The sequence below is a fragment of the Pseudomonas sp. RIT-PI-r genome (assembly GCF_001297015.1).
In the GTDB taxonomy this organism is placed as follows: Bacteria; Pseudomonadota; Gammaproteobacteria; order Pseudomonadales; family Pseudomonadaceae; genus Aquipseudomonas.
Genome location: NZ_LIGE01000012.1, coordinates 1 through 16297 on the forward strand (window position 1 = coordinate 1; position 16297 = coordinate 16297).

The 16297-nt window shown below is 59.7% G+C and carries 15 protein-coding genes; 7 read left to right on the forward strand and 8 right to left on the reverse strand.

Annotated elements, in window-relative coordinates; all coding sequences use genetic code 11:
* Window positions 1-386 precede the first annotated feature (386 nt).
* On the forward strand, window positions 387-1361 hold the full coding sequence (locus AK821_RS02260) for a 2-hydroxyacid dehydrogenase (protein WP_064387941.1): 975 nt from the start codon (window positions 387-389) through the stop codon (window positions 1359-1361).
* Between the two features lie 155 nt (window positions 1362-1516).
* A complete protein-coding gene (locus AK821_RS02265; protein ID WP_064387942.1) occupies window positions 1517-2026 on the forward strand; it encodes a DUF2165 family protein in 510 nt (169 codons plus the stop codon).
* Window positions 2027-2053: 27 nt separating this feature from the next.
* Here the strand turns inward: AK821_RS02265 and AK821_RS02270 are convergent, their stop codons facing one another.
* Window positions 2054-2956 (reverse strand): DMT family transporter, encoded by a 903-nt coding sequence (locus AK821_RS02270; protein ID WP_064387943.1) that lies wholly within the window; start codon window positions 2954-2956, stop codon window positions 2054-2056.
* A 139-nt stretch (window positions 2957-3095) separates the two neighbouring features.
* Between AK821_RS02270 and AK821_RS02275 the strand changes: the two genes are divergently transcribed.
* Window positions 3096-3971 carry an AraC family transcriptional regulator gene (locus AK821_RS02275; protein ID WP_064387944.1) on the forward strand — a complete coding sequence of 292 codons (876 nt, stop codon included), beginning with the start codon at window positions 3096-3098 and terminating at the stop codon, window positions 3969-3971.
* A 214-nt stretch (window positions 3972-4185) separates the two neighbouring features.
* Here AK821_RS02275 and AK821_RS02280 read toward each other — a convergent pair whose 3' ends face one another.
* The 6 genes from AK821_RS02280 to AK821_RS02305 form a co-directional block, all read right to left on the reverse strand.
* A complete protein-coding gene (locus AK821_RS02280) occupies window positions 4186-6615 on the reverse strand; it encodes a TonB-dependent siderophore receptor (RefSeq protein ID WP_064387945.1) in 2430 nt (809 codons plus the stop codon).
* 206 nt (window positions 6616-6821) lie between these two features.
* Window positions 6822-7811, reverse strand: coding sequence for a FecR family protein (locus AK821_RS02285; protein ID WP_064387946.1), 990 nt, complete (start codon window positions 7809-7811; stop codon window positions 6822-6824).
* Entirely contained in the window at window positions 7808-8374 is a 567-nt protein-coding gene (locus AK821_RS02290; RefSeq protein ID WP_064387947.1) for an RNA polymerase sigma factor, read from the reverse strand. The genes AK821_RS02285 and AK821_RS02290 overlap by 4 nt, the downstream gene beginning before the upstream one ends.
* A gap of 1 nt (window position 8375) precedes the next feature.
* Window positions 8376-8702 carry a DUF3325 domain-containing protein gene (locus tag AK821_RS02295; RefSeq protein WP_064387948.1) on the reverse strand — a complete coding sequence of 109 codons (327 nt, stop codon included), beginning with the start codon at window positions 8700-8702 and terminating at the stop codon, window positions 8376-8378.
* On the reverse strand, window positions 8702-10288 hold the full coding sequence (locus tag AK821_RS02300; RefSeq protein WP_064387949.1) for a PepSY-associated TM helix domain-containing protein: 1587 nt from the start codon (window positions 10286-10288) through the stop codon (window positions 8702-8704). Before AK821_RS02300 ends, AK821_RS02295 begins: the two co-directional genes overlap by 1 nt.
* On the reverse strand, window positions 10285-10590 hold the full coding sequence (locus tag AK821_RS02305; RefSeq protein WP_016986986.1) for a DUF3649 domain-containing protein: 306 nt from the start codon (window positions 10588-10590) through the stop codon (window positions 10285-10287). Before AK821_RS02305 ends, AK821_RS02300 begins: the two co-directional genes overlap by 4 nt.
* A 188-nt stretch (window positions 10591-10778) precedes the next feature.
* Between AK821_RS02305 and AK821_RS02310 the strand changes: the two genes are divergently transcribed.
* From AK821_RS02310 to AK821_RS02325, 4 genes are all read left to right on the forward strand, one after another.
* The gene (locus AK821_RS02310; RefSeq protein ID WP_064387950.1) at window positions 10779-11267 is read left to right on the forward strand and encodes a sigma-70 family RNA polymerase sigma factor; all 489 of its coding nucleotides are present in this window, start codon (window positions 10779-10781) and stop codon (window positions 11265-11267) included.
* Window positions 11264-12196, forward strand: coding sequence for a FecR domain-containing protein (locus tag AK821_RS02315; RefSeq protein ID WP_064387951.1), 933 nt, complete (start codon window positions 11264-11266; stop codon window positions 12194-12196). Before AK821_RS02310 ends, AK821_RS02315 begins: the two co-directional genes overlap by 4 nt.
* 179 nt (window positions 12197-12375) lie before the next feature.
* Entirely contained in the window at window positions 12376-14709 is a 2334-nt protein-coding gene (fecA, locus tag AK821_RS02320; protein WP_064387952.1) for a TonB-dependent Fe(3+) dicitrate receptor FecA, read from the forward strand.
* A gap of 388 nt (window positions 14710-15097) precedes the next feature.
* Window positions 15098-15466 carry an endonuclease domain-containing protein gene (locus tag AK821_RS02325; protein ID WP_064387953.1) on the forward strand — a complete coding sequence of 123 codons (369 nt, stop codon included), beginning with the start codon at window positions 15098-15100 and terminating at the stop codon, window positions 15464-15466.
* Between the two features lie 392 nt (window positions 15467-15858).
* On the opposite strand, the gene AK821_RS02330 is transcribed toward AK821_RS02325, so the two are convergent.
* On the reverse strand, window positions 15859-16266 hold the full coding sequence (locus AK821_RS02330; protein WP_064119419.1) for an HPF/RaiA family ribosome-associated protein: 408 nt from the start codon (window positions 16264-16266) through the stop codon (window positions 15859-15861).
* Between the last annotated feature and the right edge of the window lie 31 nt (window positions 16267-16297).

Here is a 16297-nt window from a genome sequence, read left to right on the forward strand (position 1 = left end):
TCTTGATCTGTAAGGCGACGTCGGAAGGCTGAGTGGAGGGATTGATCCGGGGGTGGGAGCGCAGCGACCGTTTGGCGCAGCCAAACACAGCGAGAGGAGGTGCAGCGAAGCAAACCGTAGGCGCTGCCCCCCGGATCGATCCCGGAGCGAAGGAACCCCGAGCCCCAGCGAGCGGGCCGAACGCAGGAGCAAAGCCTTTTCGGTTACCTTTTCGGCGTTTGGAAAAGGTGACTCGCCGTAAGGGCGAAACCGCCAGTCGCAACCCCCAAAAAAACGGATATACACCCAAAACCCCAAGAACATGGCCGGCCCAAAGGCCGCCAAGACATCCCCAAGGCAAAAATGTTAGCTTGCTTGGCATCAAGCCCGACAACGAGCCAAAACCAATGAAAAAAACTGTCCTGGCCTTCAGCCGCATCACCCCGCCAATGATCGAACGCCTGCAACAAGAGTTCGACGTCATCGTCCCCAACCCAAAAACCGGCGACATCAACGCCCAATTCAACGAAGCCCTGCCCCACGCCCACGGCCTCATCGGCGTCGGCCGCAAACTCGGCCAGGCCCAACTCGAAACCGCGACCAAACTCGAAGCCGTCTCCAGCGTCTCCGTCGGCTACGACAATTACGACCTCGACTACTTCAACCAACGCGGCATCATGCTCACCAACACCCCCGACGTCCTCACCGAAAGCACCGCTGATCTGGCTTTTGCACTGATCATGAGCAGCGCCCGCCGCGTCGCCGAACTCGACGCCTGGACCAAGGCCGGCCAATGGCAAGCCAGCGTCGGCGCCCCGCTGTTCGGCTGTGACGTGCACGGCAAAACTCTCGGCATCATCGGCATGGGCAACATCGGTGCCGCCATCGCCCGCCGTGGCCACCTCGGCTTCAACATGCCGATCATCTACAGCGGCAACAGCCGCAAAACCGACCTTGAACAACAACTCGGCGCCCAATTTCGCAGCCTCGACCAACTGCTGGCTGAAGCCGACTTCGTCTGCCTGGTCGTGCCACTCAGCGACAAAACCCGCCACCTCATCAGCCACCGCGAATTGGCCTTGATGAAACCAAGCGCCATCCTCGTCAACATCTCCCGTGGCCCGGTCGTCGACGAACCCGCGCTGATCGAAGCCCTGCAAAACAACCGCATTCGCGGTGCCGGTCTGGACGTTTACGAAAAAGAACCGCTGGCCGAGTCGCCACTGTTCCGGTTGAAAAACGCCGTAACCCTGCCGCACATCGGCTCGGCCACGAATGAAACCCGCGAAGCCATGGCAAACCGTGCCCTCGCCAACCTGCGCAGCGCCTTGCTCGGCGAACGCCCGCAGGATCTGGTCAACCCGCAAGTCTGGCGCGGATGACAGAACGGGCAAGTACGACAGTACTTGCCCGTTTTATTAAAAAACACAATGAAACACACACCTTGTAATTGAACCCGAACCAAAACCCGAAACAACCGTTATAAACTCTCCTCAACTATCGAATTCACGACAATAAGTTATGGAGAGATTTAACCTTGAACAGCCTTAGCACCGACGAAATAGTACGATATAGTAAAGTCATCCTCATGGCACTTATAAGCTTTTTTGGAATTCTGGTGATGTTCAGCAACTTTACCGACTATGCTTCAAATTATGAGTATGTCGGCCATGTTCTGAGCATGGACACCAGTCTGAAAAACCCCAATATACGCTATCGGGCAATCACTTCCCCCATGCTGCACCACCGGATCTACTGGCTGATCATAACGCTGGAGGCGCTCTATACAAGTTTCTGCCTCGTGGGAACTTATCACCTTTACCGAAAAATAAAACAATCGGCAGCGGTTTTTCATGAAGCCAAAAAGTATGCGGTTATCGGTTTGTTGATCGCAATATTCATTTACTACTTCTGCCTGCAAGTCGTTGGCGTCGAATGGTTCGACATGGACAACTCGGAAATCTGGAACGCCAAGGACTGGGCAAGGCATATAGTCGACTTTATATTCCCGCTAATGATTTTTATCATTCTGAAGATCGAGCAGTGATAAATAAGCGCTCGATCTTCAAAGCGATCAGGCTAACTTTTCCTGCGCTGAAAGTTGCGCTGGCCGAGGCTTGCGAAATACCAATAAGTTACCCAGCATCACCAGTACCAGGCCGGCCAGTGCTGGCGCTGTCCACTGATAACCTTCAGCAAACGCAGAAACGTTCAGTGCCACCACCGGGAACAGCACCGTGCAATAGGCAGCCCGTTCCGGCCCCATGCGCCCGACCAGCGTCAGATAAGCGGTGAAGCCGATGACTGAACCCGGTATCACCAGATACAAAAGCGCCCCGACATAGCGTGATGACCAGTCCATGTCGAACGGAATACCTTTGACCAGGCACCACAGCGATAACATCGCAGCACCGTAGGCCATGCCCCAGGCATTGGTGGTCAGCGGCTTGAGGCCGGCCTTCTGTTGCAGGCTCGAGAGCATGTTGCCCGCCGAGAAACACAGCGTGCCGCACAGCGCCAGACCGAGACCGAACAAGGTTTGCGGGGTAGCCTGATGCCCGGCCAGTTCCGGCCAGAACAACATGCCGAGGCCAGACAGCCCCAGCGCACCGCCCATCAGCACATTGCGCGCAATACGCTGAGCGAAGAACACCCGCGCATTCAGCGCGTTCCACAATGTCGCGGTGGAAAACACCACTGCTACCAGGCCACTGGGAATCCACTGACTGGCCGTCAGGAAACACATGAAGTTCACGCAGAACAGGCACAACCCCTGCGCGACACAGATCAGGTGACCGCGCCGGTTCATCGGTTGCAGACGCCGACTGAGCAGCAGCAATGCAAACAGCACCAGTGCAGCGAGGCCGAAGCGATAAACGATCGACACCGCAATCGCCACCACGCCCAGTTGCCATTTCAGGGCAATCCAGGTGGTGCCCCAGATCAGCACGGTCAGCAGATACAACGAAAGATTCATGACAGAGGCTCCTCGATAGGCCTTGAGTGTCGACTGCATCTGCCAGACTGCGCTTGCACAATCTTGCGCTTTTGTCGCCCGCCGGGCTGGCAGGGCGGCGCCTACGGAGTAGGATGCAAGGCGTTGGAGAGAAACGATCATGTCCGCCATCGATACCCTGCAAGTCTTTCAGGCACTTAACCGTTCGCCCAATGCACGTCTCGTGCATAGCGCCGAACTCGGTGACGGTTTGTCTGCGGCCCTGTGGACCAATCACCATGACGCCCAGGAATACGAGGCGCCGAGTCATCACACTCTTTCCTGCTATATCGCGGGCGGCACCGGCACCTTTCGTCGCGGGCAACCGGGGCACAAAGGCGGGCCGGACAAGTTGTGCATTCTGCCGGCGGATCACCAGTCCGGCTGGGTGATCAACGGCGATATTCGCCTCGCGCACCTGTATTTCAGCGCCGAACAATTTGCCCTGGGTTGCGTCACGCTGCTGGATCGCGAGCCACGGGAAATGCAATTGCGTGAACAGACCTTTCTTGAAGACCCGCAGCAGGCGCAGCGCTTTCGCCAGTTGCTGACGTTGAACTGGGATGAGCCCGCGGAACGTTTGCTGACCAGCAGCCTCGCCCATGAACTGCTCAGCCACACGCTGCTCAGCCAGGTCGGTGCTCGTCAGGGCTTGCGGCTAAAGGGCGGCCTGGCGCCGCATCAGCGCCGGCAATTGGTGGAGTTCATCGACAGTCAGTTGGCCGAACCGATCAGCCTCGGACAACTGGCCGGGATGTGTGCGTTGTCGGAATACCACTTTGCGCGGATGTTCCGTACGAGCTTCGGCCTGCCACCGCATCAATACGTGCTGGCGCGGCGCTTGAGTCGGGCGCGGGAGTTGTTGCGCAGCACTTCGCTGCCGTTGGGGGAGATTGCGCTGGCGTGCGGGTTTGCCAGCGCGAGTCATTTCACTAATCGGTTCAAGCAGGTGTTGGGTGGGACACCGGGCGAATATCGGCTGGCGTTTTTGCGTTGAAGCCTTTTCCCCTCACCCCAGCCCTCTCCCTGAGGGAGAGGGAGCCGACCGAGGTGTCTGGCGCTATACGTCGACCTGAAACACCGAAGCGATTATGTATTCAAAGCATCACGTTCAAGTCGGTGTACCTTTGGAATATCCCCCGGTCAGTCCCCTCTCCCTCGGGGAGAGGGTTAGGCGGGCGGCGTTCCGATGAGGGGTTTTTGATCTTGGCTTAAAACTCCAAAGTGCTGGACAGCGAAACCTGCCGCGAATCGCCCATCGACACGAAGAACCGGCTCGCCGCCGAGGTGTAGTAAGTGCGATCAAACAAGTTCTTCACATTGAGCTGAAACTTGACCTTCTGCCCTTCAACCTTGGTGTCGTAAGTGGCAAACGCATCGGCCACGGTGTAGCTCGGCAGATCAAAATCATTCACCGCGTTACCGGCACGCTCACCGACATAACGAGCGCCAGCGCCGACGCGTAGCTGATCGCCGCCGATCACGCTGCCGAAGTCATACACCGCCGACAATGAACCGGAATTTTTCGCCACATTCTGCAAACGCTTGCCTTTGTAGTCCGGGTCTTCGGTGACTTCGGCATCGGTGTAGGCGTAGCTGCCGATCATGCTCCAGTGCTCGCTCAACTGACCGGTCAGATCCATTTCCAGACCACGGGAGCGCACTTCGCCGGCCGCACTGTAGATCGTCGTCGGGCCTTCGGAATTGGCCACCAGCACGTTGCGTTTCTTGATGTCGAACAGCGCGATGTTGCCGGTGATTTGTCCCGGCATATCGAGGCGCGCGCCCAGCTCCCATGACTTGGCTTCTTCCGGTGCAATGCTGCCGTCGAGCACGGTGCTGCTGCCGCTCAACGGGGCGATGGTCGAGTTGGGTTTGAACGATTCGGTGTAGCTGCCGTAGAACGACAAGGCGTCGGTGTAGCGATACACCAGACCGGCGCGTGGCACCCACTTCTGGCCGTTGCTGTCGGTGTTGGCCTTGAACGGCACGCCTTTGCCTGCGTACTGGTCGTACTCCTGAAAGCGCCCGCCAGCGACCAGAATCCACTGGTCGGTGAGGTGGATCGAGTCCTGCAGGAAGATCGAATCGCTGCGCAGTTCATCGGTCTGCGCGCTGTCGGCGGCACTGACGGTGGTGCCTTCGACTTCACGGCCATACACCGGACTGACGTAGCTGAAAGTGCTCAGGCTTTTCTGGCGGATCAGGTCGGCACGGTAGATCTTGCGATATTCGTCGTCGACGCCGAACACCAGGTCATGCTGCAGGCCCAGCACGTTGACTTTGCCTTCAAGGCTGGCGGTGGTGAAACGGTCGGTGCTGATCGCGCCTTGGGTGCCGTCCATGCTGCGGGTCAGTGTGCCGTTTTTGGTGTTGATGGCGGTGACACGCACCTGGCTGGCGTCGTAGGTTTCACGGTTCCAGCTGTAGCCGAAGTGGGCTTTCCAGTCGTCGTTGAGTTCGTGGTCAGCTTCGAAATGGTAGAGGTCGGAACGCCCTTCCATGTCGTTGAACGGCTCGTCCAGACGCTCGTTGCGCGAGATATCCAGCGGATGATTGGTGCGCGGATCGATCAGCGTGCCACGGTCGAACGGCGTGAGGAATTCACGGTGTTCGTAAGCGAACAGCAGCTTGGTGCTTTCGCCGAACCAGGCCAGCGACGGCGCGATCAGGGTTTCGCGATGGGTGCCGAAATTGCGCCAGTAATCTTCGTCTTCATGATCAAGCACCATGCGATAGGCCAAACCGGTATCGCCCAGTGCACCGGTGCTGTCGAAGGTGCCGCCACTGCCATTCTTGCCGTCGCCGTAGGTCGAGCCACGCAAGGTCAGCGCGTTGTACGGCGTCAGTTCGGGTTTCTTGCTGACCATGTTGACCACGCCGCCCGGGTCCTGAATGCCATAGAGCAACGAGGCCGGCCCCTTGAGCACTTCGACGCGCTCGACCGTGGCGTTCATGCCACGGCCCTGCACGATCGGCATGCCGTCGCGCATGATCGAACCGTTACGGTTGTCACCGAAGCCGCGCGTCATCACCGAGTCTTGCGTGCTGCCGAGCGTGTTGCCTTGAGTGATGCCACTGACGTTGGCCAGCGCATCGTCGAGATTGCGCGGGGCCTGATCGCGGATGACCTGTGCCGCAATCACGTTGACTGTCTGCGGGACTTCCTGCAGCGAGGCCGAGGAACGCATCACCGAGCTGGTTTCCGGTGGCTGATAGCTCATTGAGTCGTTGCGCAACGAGGTTATGGTGGTGGCGCCAAGGTTCAGCGCGCCTTCAGTCGGTTTCGGTTCCAGCGCCAAGGTATGGCTGTCGGTGCGGCGGAAGCTCAGGCCCGAGCCGCTGAGCAGGCGCTGCAACGCCTGTTCGGCGTTCATCTGGCCGTTGACCGCCGGTGCAGTGAGGCCGTACGGCGCTTCATCGGTGTAGACCACGCTCTGCCCGGTGACACGACTGAAGTCGCTGAGGGCTTGGGGAAGCGGTTTGGCGGCCAAGGCGAAATTGAACTGTTTTTGCGTCTGACTGCTGGCCGCTTCAGCGGCGAGCGTCATGCTCGTCGGCAACAACGCCAATGCCGAAAAACTCAACGCCGACACGCCCAACCACTGTTTGACCGAACCCGATTTTGCCCTGGACTTCATTGCTCAATGACCTGTGTAGAACCGCTACGGATGCGAATGGATCGCAGTTTCAGTCACTACACGGATGGGGCAGATGTTTACCTCACCAACATTTGAAAATTATTTTTTGTGGTGTTCGATCGGGCGCCATCGCGAGCAGGCTCACTCCTACATTTGGAATGCGTTCCCCTGTAGGAGTGAGCCTGCTCGCGATGGCTTTAGCCGCCTCAACGCAAAATAATCAGATGCCCCAACACCTGATGCTGCTCAAACCCCATCACTCCCTGCAGGGACCTGAGCACCGCCTGTGGATCCTTGCTCGGAAAACTGCCACTGACCTTGCGCGCCGCCAACTCGTCGTTGAGCACAACAATCCGCCCCGGGTAATAACGCCGCAGATCTTCAACCACCTCGGCCAGCGTCGATTTGTAATACGTCAGCCAGCCCTGGCGCCAAGCCAGTTGCGCCTCACTGTCCGTCGCGTGAAGTTTTTCCGCCGCGCCGTCACCGTAAGCCACCTGCTGCCCGGCCGTGAGAATCTGCTGTTCGCCTTGACGATCGGCCTTTACCCCAACGCGCCCGGACAGCACCGTGACCTGCGCGCCGTGTGGCTGCAGGCGCACTTCGAATTGCGTACCGAGCACCCGCGCCTCGCCCTGCTCGGCCTCGACCACAAACGGATCACCGGTGTGCGTCACGCTGAAAAAACCGGCACCGCGACGCAGCTGCACATGCCGCTCGCCGTGACTGAAATCCACGGCAATGGCGCTGTCGGCATCGAGCGTGACTTGCGATTGATCGGCCAGGGTCACCGTACGAATTTCACCGGGGGCCGAGACGTAATCCGCGCCGAGATCTTCGACCCAACGCTGCGGCTGCCAGCCCGTACCGAGGCTGACCATCAACAGCAGACACGCCGCCATCGCCAGCGCTGCGGACCAACGCAACAGCGGCGAACGACGCGGGCGCGCCATCGCATCGAGATAGCCCTGCAACGCCAACGCCTCTTCAGCGGCCAGTGTCTGCGCCGGACCTTCGCTCAATTCCCAGAGCACTTGCGCCTGCGCGTATGCCTCGGCGTGGGCCGGATCGGCGCGCAGCCATTGGCTGAATGTCAATTGATCGCCAGCACTCGGACGATCGTGCAACAGGCTCAGCCAGGCCAGTGCGGCCTGCTCCTGAGCGGGCGTCGGACGGATGCAATCGGTGTGCTTCACGGTGCTTTCCCTGGCGGACGTGGCGCGGGTTCGCGCAGGCTGGCCTTGCAGGCCTCGAGGGCGCGCATCATATGTTTTTCCACAGCACTTTGGGAAAGGCCCATGGCTTTGGCGATTTGCGCGTACTTGCGACCGTGGATGCGATTGAGCAAAAAGATCTGTCGAGTACGCTCGGGCAACGCACGCAACGCCGCTTCGACATGGCGCAAATCGTTGCCCGCTTCCAGCGCGGCTTGCGGCTCGCTGCCGTGGCTGTGCGGTTCGTCCGGTTGCCAGCCTTCATTGACCCGTGTGCGCGTGCCTTCGCTGCGCAGATGGTCGATGGCAATGTTGCCGGCACAGCGCAAAAGGTAGGTGCTGAGTTCTTCGACCTGCACCAGCGGCCGTCGCCAGAAGCGCAGAAACAGGTCCTGCACCAGATCCGCCGCCGTCGCCCGGCAACCGACGCGCCGGCTCACCAGCGCTTCCATTTGCGAACGCTGGGACAGAAAAACCTGGAGAAAATGCGCACGTGCGCCAAGCGGCTCGTCGTCGCGCGATTCTGGCGGCAGACCGATCAGCACCTCAGCATTGCACCCAGGCTGCGACCGGACTGGCCAACAGGCTCAATCCGGCCAGTGCCAAGGCCAAACGCGGGCGATACGGCAGCAGCAACACCAAGGCCAGCGCACTGAGCATCAGCACGGCGAACCAGTCGACCAGACCGAAGCTCAAGCCGTTGGCCTTCACCGCTGCCGCGAGCGACAAGCACAGCAACAACCATCCGCCGATTTTCAGGCCTTGACGACGACGCTCAGAAGGCTTCTGCCCGAGTAGTTCATCGTGGTGCCGAGGCATCGACAGGCACAACGCGGTGAATCCGGCGTAGGTGAGCAACAAAGGCAAAAGCATCAGTTCGCCCCTTGCTCAAGGATGATCGGCGCAGCCTTTTCTCGACGGGGCTTTTTGGCGCTGGCGGTGTTTGCGGCGCGCTGCATTTTCCACCCAGCCCACGCCAGGAAGAGACCTGTTGCGACGCACGTCAGATCAAAACCGGCCAAGGTCCAATCGCCCTGCATCAGGGTTGCAGCAAGGTTCCACGGCGTGGTCAGCGCATTGACAAGCGGCACCGCGACGAACAGTGCAGCGCCCAGCACAAGCTGTTCAATCCAGGCCTTGCGCCCCGGACGCCACAACGCGTGCACCACACTCAAACCCCAAGCGATGAAGAACGCATTCACTTCCCAATCCGCACGTCCGGCAAGGCTCACCGGCAACAGACGATTGGCCAGAAAGAACACCGCCACCGCCGAAACCAGCCCGGCCATGCTGGCGATGTTCAGCACTTCCACCATTCGCAACTCGAACGGCATCACACCGCTCTTGGCGTGTTTGAGTTGACGCTTGCCGAGCCAGATCACCAGCCCGGTGCCGATCATTGCCGTCCCGGCCAGGCCACAGATGAAGTACAGCCAGCGCAAAACCGGGCCGGCGAAATGGCCCATGTGCAAACCATAGAACGCGCCGCCGACGGCCATCGCCACCGGTTGTTCCGGTGTGCTGCCGAGCCGTTCGCCGGTGACGCCGTTGAAGGTCACGGCGCTGCCGAAATCATGCACCACGCGATCACTGGCGCGTGACAGCACCACGCTGGCATTGGCGTCGTCCGGATTGTTCACTGACAGGCGTGCGGTGGCGCCACCCGACCATTGCTCGCTGGCCTTGGCCAACAGCGGCGCCATCGGCGCGAGTGTTGCGCTCACGTTGGCCCGCTCGGGAGTCTTCGAGGCGGGAAATACTTCGTCGTAGAACTTGCGCACGTCGCTGCCGTAAGACGCGACGATGCTCGCCGGCATGACCATCGACATGAAAATCACCAGGCTGCTGTAAGTGATCATCAAGTGAAACGGCAGCACCAGCACGCCGACGGCGTTATGCCCGTCGAGCCAGGAACGCTGGCCTTTACGCGGGCGGAAGGTGAAGAAGTCCTTGAAGATTTTCTTGTGGGTGATGATGCCGGTGATCAGCGCGACGAACATCACCATCGCAGCGATGGTCGCCAGCCAGCGGCCCCACGGGTAAGGCATCTGCAACTGAAAGTGGAAGCGGTAGAAAAACTCGCCGCCCATGCTTGCGCGGCCCTGCACTTCGGTGCCGGTTTGTGCGTCGAGGGTTTTCGATTCGAAGCGCCCGCGCTCGCCGGGATTGGCCGGCGCTTGCTGCCAGCGCACGGTCAGCCCGGGATCGCGGGCATCAGGCATATCGATCAGCCAGCGTGAGGCGCCAGCGGCATGTTGCTGCAGATAATCCTGGGCCAGGGTCAGGCTCGTCTCGGCACTCACCGAGCGCGCCGGGATTTCCGGCTGCATCCAGTGGCTGATTTCATCTTTGAAATAGGCCAGCGTCCCGGTCAGAAAAATCGCAAACAGCAACCAGCCGAACAGCAATCCGGTCCAGGTGTGCAGCCAGGCCATCGCCTGACGGAAACCTTCTTTCATGCCAGCCCCAATCCACGTGCAGCACCGGAAATGGTCGCCAGAATCACGCTCGGCACCAACAAACCGACCCACGCCGACCATGCGGTGCGGCATGCGAAACACCACAGTACGGCGACCAGATAGACCAGAAACGAAATGGTCATGCCGGTGACCACCGCTTCGGCGCGGCTCAACGGCAACCACAACGTCAGGGTGACGCTGGCCAGCGCGGCAACCAGATAGCCGCCGAACACCGCCGCCAATACTCGCGAGGTGACCGCCAGACGGTAGGACATGGGAAGTGTGGCGAGTTTGCCTTTCATGTTTCGACCCTGAAACGAAAAACGTCCGGCCGATGTGCCGGACTGCTAGGCGAGCAATATTAATGATAAATATTCTCATATGCAAAAGCATCTGATTGCCGGCTGAGCGCTTCACCCCCTACAATGCGAACAGTTCTTGTTCTCTAACGTACTCTCTACCGCGTCAAGAAAGCGCCCGGAGTTCACCGTTGTCGTCCGCCCACCCCGTCGAATCGCTCTATCAGGCTCATCACAGCTGGCTGACTGGCTGGCTGCGGCGCAAACTCGGCTGCCCGGACAGCGCAGCGGACCTGGCGCAGGACACGTTCATCAAGCTGCTGACCGCCCGCGAGCCACCGGTGATCAACGAGCCGCGCGCCTTCCTCACCACGCTGGCGAAGCGCGTTCTGTTCAATCATTACCGCCGGCAAGACCTCGAACGCGCTTATCTCGATACCTTGGCGCAGATGCCGGAGATGGTCGCGCCGTCGGAAGAAGACAAAGCGATCATCCTGCAAACCCTGATGGAGCTGGATCAATTGCTTGACGGCTTGCCGCGTCAGGTCAAACGCGCCTTTCTGCTGGCGCAGGTCGATGGCCTGACCTATCCACAGATCGCTGCGGAACTCGGCATTTGCGTGGCCACGGTCAAACGGCATCTGAACAAAGCGGCGATGCGTTGCTACTTCGCCCTATGAACCGCGCCCCGGATTTCTCTTCGCAAGTGGCCGAACAGGCCGTGCACTGGCTGATGGAAATGCAGCAAGGCGCACTCACCCCGCGTCAGCAACAGGCCTGGCAACAATGGCTGGACGCGCACAGCGAACATCGTCGGGCGTGGGAACACATTCAACGGGTCAATCAGCGCTTGCGCGGTGTGTCTTCACCGTTGGCGCATGCGGCGCTGAACGGACCGAAGTCGGGTAGCCGTCGTCAGGCGCTCAAGCTGCTGCTGATTCTTGGCGCCGGCTCAGCCGTCACCTGGAGCGTGCGCGAACACAACCCGCTGCCGTCAATGCTCGCCGATTACCGCAGTCCGGTCGGCCAGCGGCGCAAAGTGGCGCTCGGTGCTGGCGATCAGTTGCAGCTCAACACCGCCAGTGCGGTGGATGTGAACACTTCAGCACGCCTGATTCGTCTGCTCGAAGGCGAAATCCTCCTGACTGCCGCGCAATCCTTCGAAGTGCGCACGGCGCAGGGCACGCTGAAAACCCACGGTGCACGTCTCAACGTGCGCCAGTTTGCCGATCGTACGCAGGTCGCGCTGTTCGACGGTCGCGTCGAACTGAGCAGCAATGGACGCGCGCCAATGTTGCTGCCGGTCGCGCGCGAATCGAGTTTCACCTCGACATCCGTCAGCGCAGCAAAACCGCTGAATGCCAACAGCGGCGCCTGGGCCGACGGCATGCTGGTCGCGGCGCACATGCGCCTCGGCGACTTCCTTGATGAACTCGGCCGTTACCGTCGCGGGCAGCTCAATTGCGATAAAACAGTCGCCGATCTGCTGATCTCCGGGACGTATCCGCTGGACGACAGTGAGCGAATTCTCGATCTGCTGGAAATCAGCTTGCCGGTGAAAGTGAAGCGCTTCACCCGCTACTGGGTGACCGTCGAAGCGCGGGTTTAAAAAGCAAGATCAAGAGATCGCAGCCTTCGGCAGCTCCTACATTTGGAATGCATATTTCCGGTAGGAGCGGCCGAAGGCTGCGATCTTTTGATCATTGAAAAATAAATGAGCCGTTTTTCGGATCTGGCGTGACAGAGAAGGAAAGCCCCCTTGATTCAACCTTCTCAGGATCATCCGACATGCACCCCACCCGCCTCACGCCAATGGCTCGCAGCCTGCGCAACCTCGTCTTCGGCGCCAGCCTGAGTTTCAGTGCCATGCCTGCCGCACTGGCCGCCGATGCCAAGGCTTATCACATCGCGCCATCGTCGCTGGAAAGTGCGCTCAACCAGTTTGGCCGAGAAGCGGGTGTGCTGATTTCTTTTCGCTCGCAAGTCACCAGCGGCGTGCAAAGCCGTGGCCTGGAAGGCAGCTACACACCCGAGCAAGGTTTGAATGCATTGCTCGAGGGCACCGGCCTGCAAGCACGCGCCGAGGGCAATAACGCCTTCAGCCTGCAATCGGCGGGCGATGCGGCGCTGGAGCTGGACACCTCGAAAGTCGTCGGTGACTGGCTCGGCGACGCGGCGCAGATCAACGTCTTCGAACATCCTGGTGCCCGTGACGTGATCCGCCGCGAAGAATTCGAACGCCAGGGGGCGACCCAGGCACGCGACGTGCTCAACCGTATCCCCGGCGTCAACGCCCCGGAAAACAACGGCACCGGCAGCCACGACATGGCACTCAACTTCGGTATTCGTGGATTGAACCCGCGTCTGGCTGCACGTTCGACGGTGTTGATGGACGGCATCCCGGTACCGTTCGCACCTTACGGTCAGCCACAGTTGTCGTTCGCACCGATCAGCATGGGCAACATGGATGCCGTCGACGTCGTACGCGGCGGCGGCGCTGTGCGCTATGGCCCACAGAACGTCGGCGGCGTGGTCAACTTCGTGACACGCGCCATCCCGGATGAGCCGACGGTCAAGGGCGGCTTCCAGACCGAAACCAGTCCATCGTCGAGCCATGACGGCTTCAAGACCAGCGCCAACCTGCTGGCCGGCGGCACCAATGCCAACGGTCTCGGCGGCGCCCTGCTGTACTCCGGCACGCGTGGCGGTGACTGGCGCGAACACAGCGACACCGAGATCGACGACCTGATCCTCAAGGGTAAATATCAGCTCGACGAGGCCAACAGCTTCAACGCCATGGCCCAGTATTACGAAGGCAAGGCCGACATGCCCGGCGGCCTGAATGTCGCCGATTACGACGCCGATCCCTATCAATCGACGCGCCTCAAAGATCAGTTCTGGGGCCGCCGCACCCTGTTCAACTTTGGCTATCGCTATCAGGAAGATCGCCGCGAGTTCACCGCCAACACGTTCTTCACCAAAACCCTGCGCAGCGGTTATCTGGATCAGGGCACATTCCTTTCGCTGTCGCCGCGCGAGTATTGGGTACGCGGCCTGGAAACCCGTTTCGCCCAAGGCTTCGACCTCGGTCCGACCAGTCATGAAGTCGGCGTCGGCTACCGCTACATCAACGAAGCCGGCCACGAACTGCGGTACCGCACGCCGATCGCCAGCAATGAATACCCGACCACCAACAGCCGCAATGACCGCGACACCCGCGGCGGCACCGAGGCCAATGCGTTCTTCGTCGATGACCGAATCGACATCGGCAAATGGACAATCACCCCGGGCGTGCGCTACGAGATGATCGACTCGCAGCAGACCAACAACCTGACCAACGTCAAATACAAGGGCGACTACAACACCGCGCTGCCGGCGCTGAACGTGCTCTATCACCTGACCGACAGCTGGAACCTGTACGCCAACACCGAAGGTTCGTTCGGCAGCGTGCAGTACAGCCAGATGCCCAACCGCGTGAGCAGCGGCGAAGTGAAACCGGAAAAGGCCCGCACCTGGGAGCTCGGCACGCGCTATGACAACGGCGCGTTGCGGGCAGAGATTGGCGCATTCCTGATCAACTTCGACAATCAGTACGAAAGCAACCAGACCAACGACTCGGTGATCGCCCGTGGCGAAACTCGCCATCAGGGCATCGAGACCAGCGTCAACTACGCGCTGGATGACTTGAGCCCGGCGCTGGCCGGTTTCGATGTCTACGCCACTTACGCCTACGTTGACGCGACCATCCGCGAAGACGGGCCGAACAAAGGCAATCGCGTGCCGTTTTCTTCGAAGCACAAAGGCACGCTTGGCGTCGGATACACCGAAGGGCCGTGGAAGTTGAACCTCGACAGCAGCTTCCAGAGCGACCAGTTCGCCGACAACGCCAACACTTCGAAAGAAAGCGCCGACGGCAGCACCGGCAAGATCCCCGGTTACATGCTGTTCAGCAGCCGCGCGGGGTATGACTTCGGGCCGCAGCTAGCGGATCTGAATGTCGCGGTGGGGGTGAAAAACATCTTCAACACGCAGTACTTCACGCGTTCGTTTGATGACAACAACAAGGGCAAGTATGTGGGGGAGCCTCGGACGGTTTATGTGCAGACTTCTGTGGCGTTCTGAGGATTGAAAAGCCCCTCATCGGAACGCCGCCCGCCTAGCCCTCCCGAAACGTCGGACCGCCCAGAGGGAGAGGGGACTGATTGGGGGATGCTTGCGAGCTACGCCGACCTGAACGTGCTGTGCCGAATCCATAATCGACTCGACCTGAAACCGCTTTGCCGAATCTATAATCGACTCGGTCTTCAGGTCGATGTACCCCGCAAGACACCTCGGTCGGCCCCCTCTCCCTCCGGGCGGTCCGACGTTTCGGGAGGGCTGGGGTGAGGGTCAGCAGGTCAGCGGGTCAGCGGGTCAGCGGGTCAGCGGGTCAGCGGGTCAGCGGGTCAGCGGGTCAGCGGATCATGGTCTAAAGTAAAACTTCAAACCAACTTCACAAGGATCGTGAAGCATGCAAACTCGCCCTACCCTCGCCCAATTCGCTCGCCATCTACGCGTCAATCAAACCGACTGCGAACACCTGCTGTGGCAAAAACTCCGCTCCCGCCAGATCGCCAATCTGAAATTTCGCCGGCAGTTTCCCTGTCCGCCCTATGTGCTGGACTTTTACTGTGCCGAGCTGAAATTGGCGATTGAACTGGACGGTGGTCAGCACTATGAAACCTCGGGACTGATTCATGACCAGCGCCGGACACGCTATCTGAACCAAAAGGGCATTGAAGTCGTGCGCTTCAGTAATCTTGAGATGATCCAGCAGATGGACGATGTGCTAGAGCAAATCATAAGAATTGCGGCGAATCGAAAAATGCCCTCACCCTAACCCTCTCCCAGAGGGAGAGGGGACTGACCGGGGGATGCTTTAGAAATGCATCGACCTGAACGTATTGGACCGAATCCATAATCGACTCGGTCTCTCAAGTCGACGTACCTCTTCAGACACCTCGGTCGGCCCCCTCTCCCGGAGAGAGGGGGTACTGATGGCGGGATGCTTCAGAAATTCATAAACCTGAAAGTACATCACCCGAATCCATAATCGACTCCGTCTTTCAGGTCAACGTACCTCTTCAGACACCTCGGTCGGCCCCCTCTCCCGGAGGGAGAGGGCTGGGGTGAGGGGCCGCTCTCTTATGCCCTGCGCAAAAACCGCCACAAACAAAAACGGGCCTGCTTCCGCAGGCCCGTTCTCATTGGGTGGCTTACAAAATCAGCGCATCAACTGTTGATCGCTGCCTGCTCATTCTCATCAAATTCTTCCGCCAAGAGCTTGTCATTGGCCTTGCCGGTGAATGGCACTACAGCGGCGCGTGGTTTACCTCGCAGTTTGCCGAACAGGTGCTCCAGTGCGTGCTCGAGTTTTTCGGCAGCGCCGTCGATTGCCTGTTCCAGCGAATCGGCTTTATGGGTCACGGAAATCGGTTGATGGCCTTTTGGCCGCGCTTCCAGTTGGCAGCGCAAGTCATGGGGACCTGGTTTGTCACCGTTCTCGTCGCTCAGGTGGACTTCGACACGGGTCAGGTCTTCTTCATAACGGTCGAGCGTGCTCTCAATGGTTGTACGTACCCACTCCTCCAGTCGTTTACTGCCTTGAACATGGTTATCGCTGTTGACTTGGATTTGCATAGTTCATCCCTTATTTCAGCTAGCTCGTGAG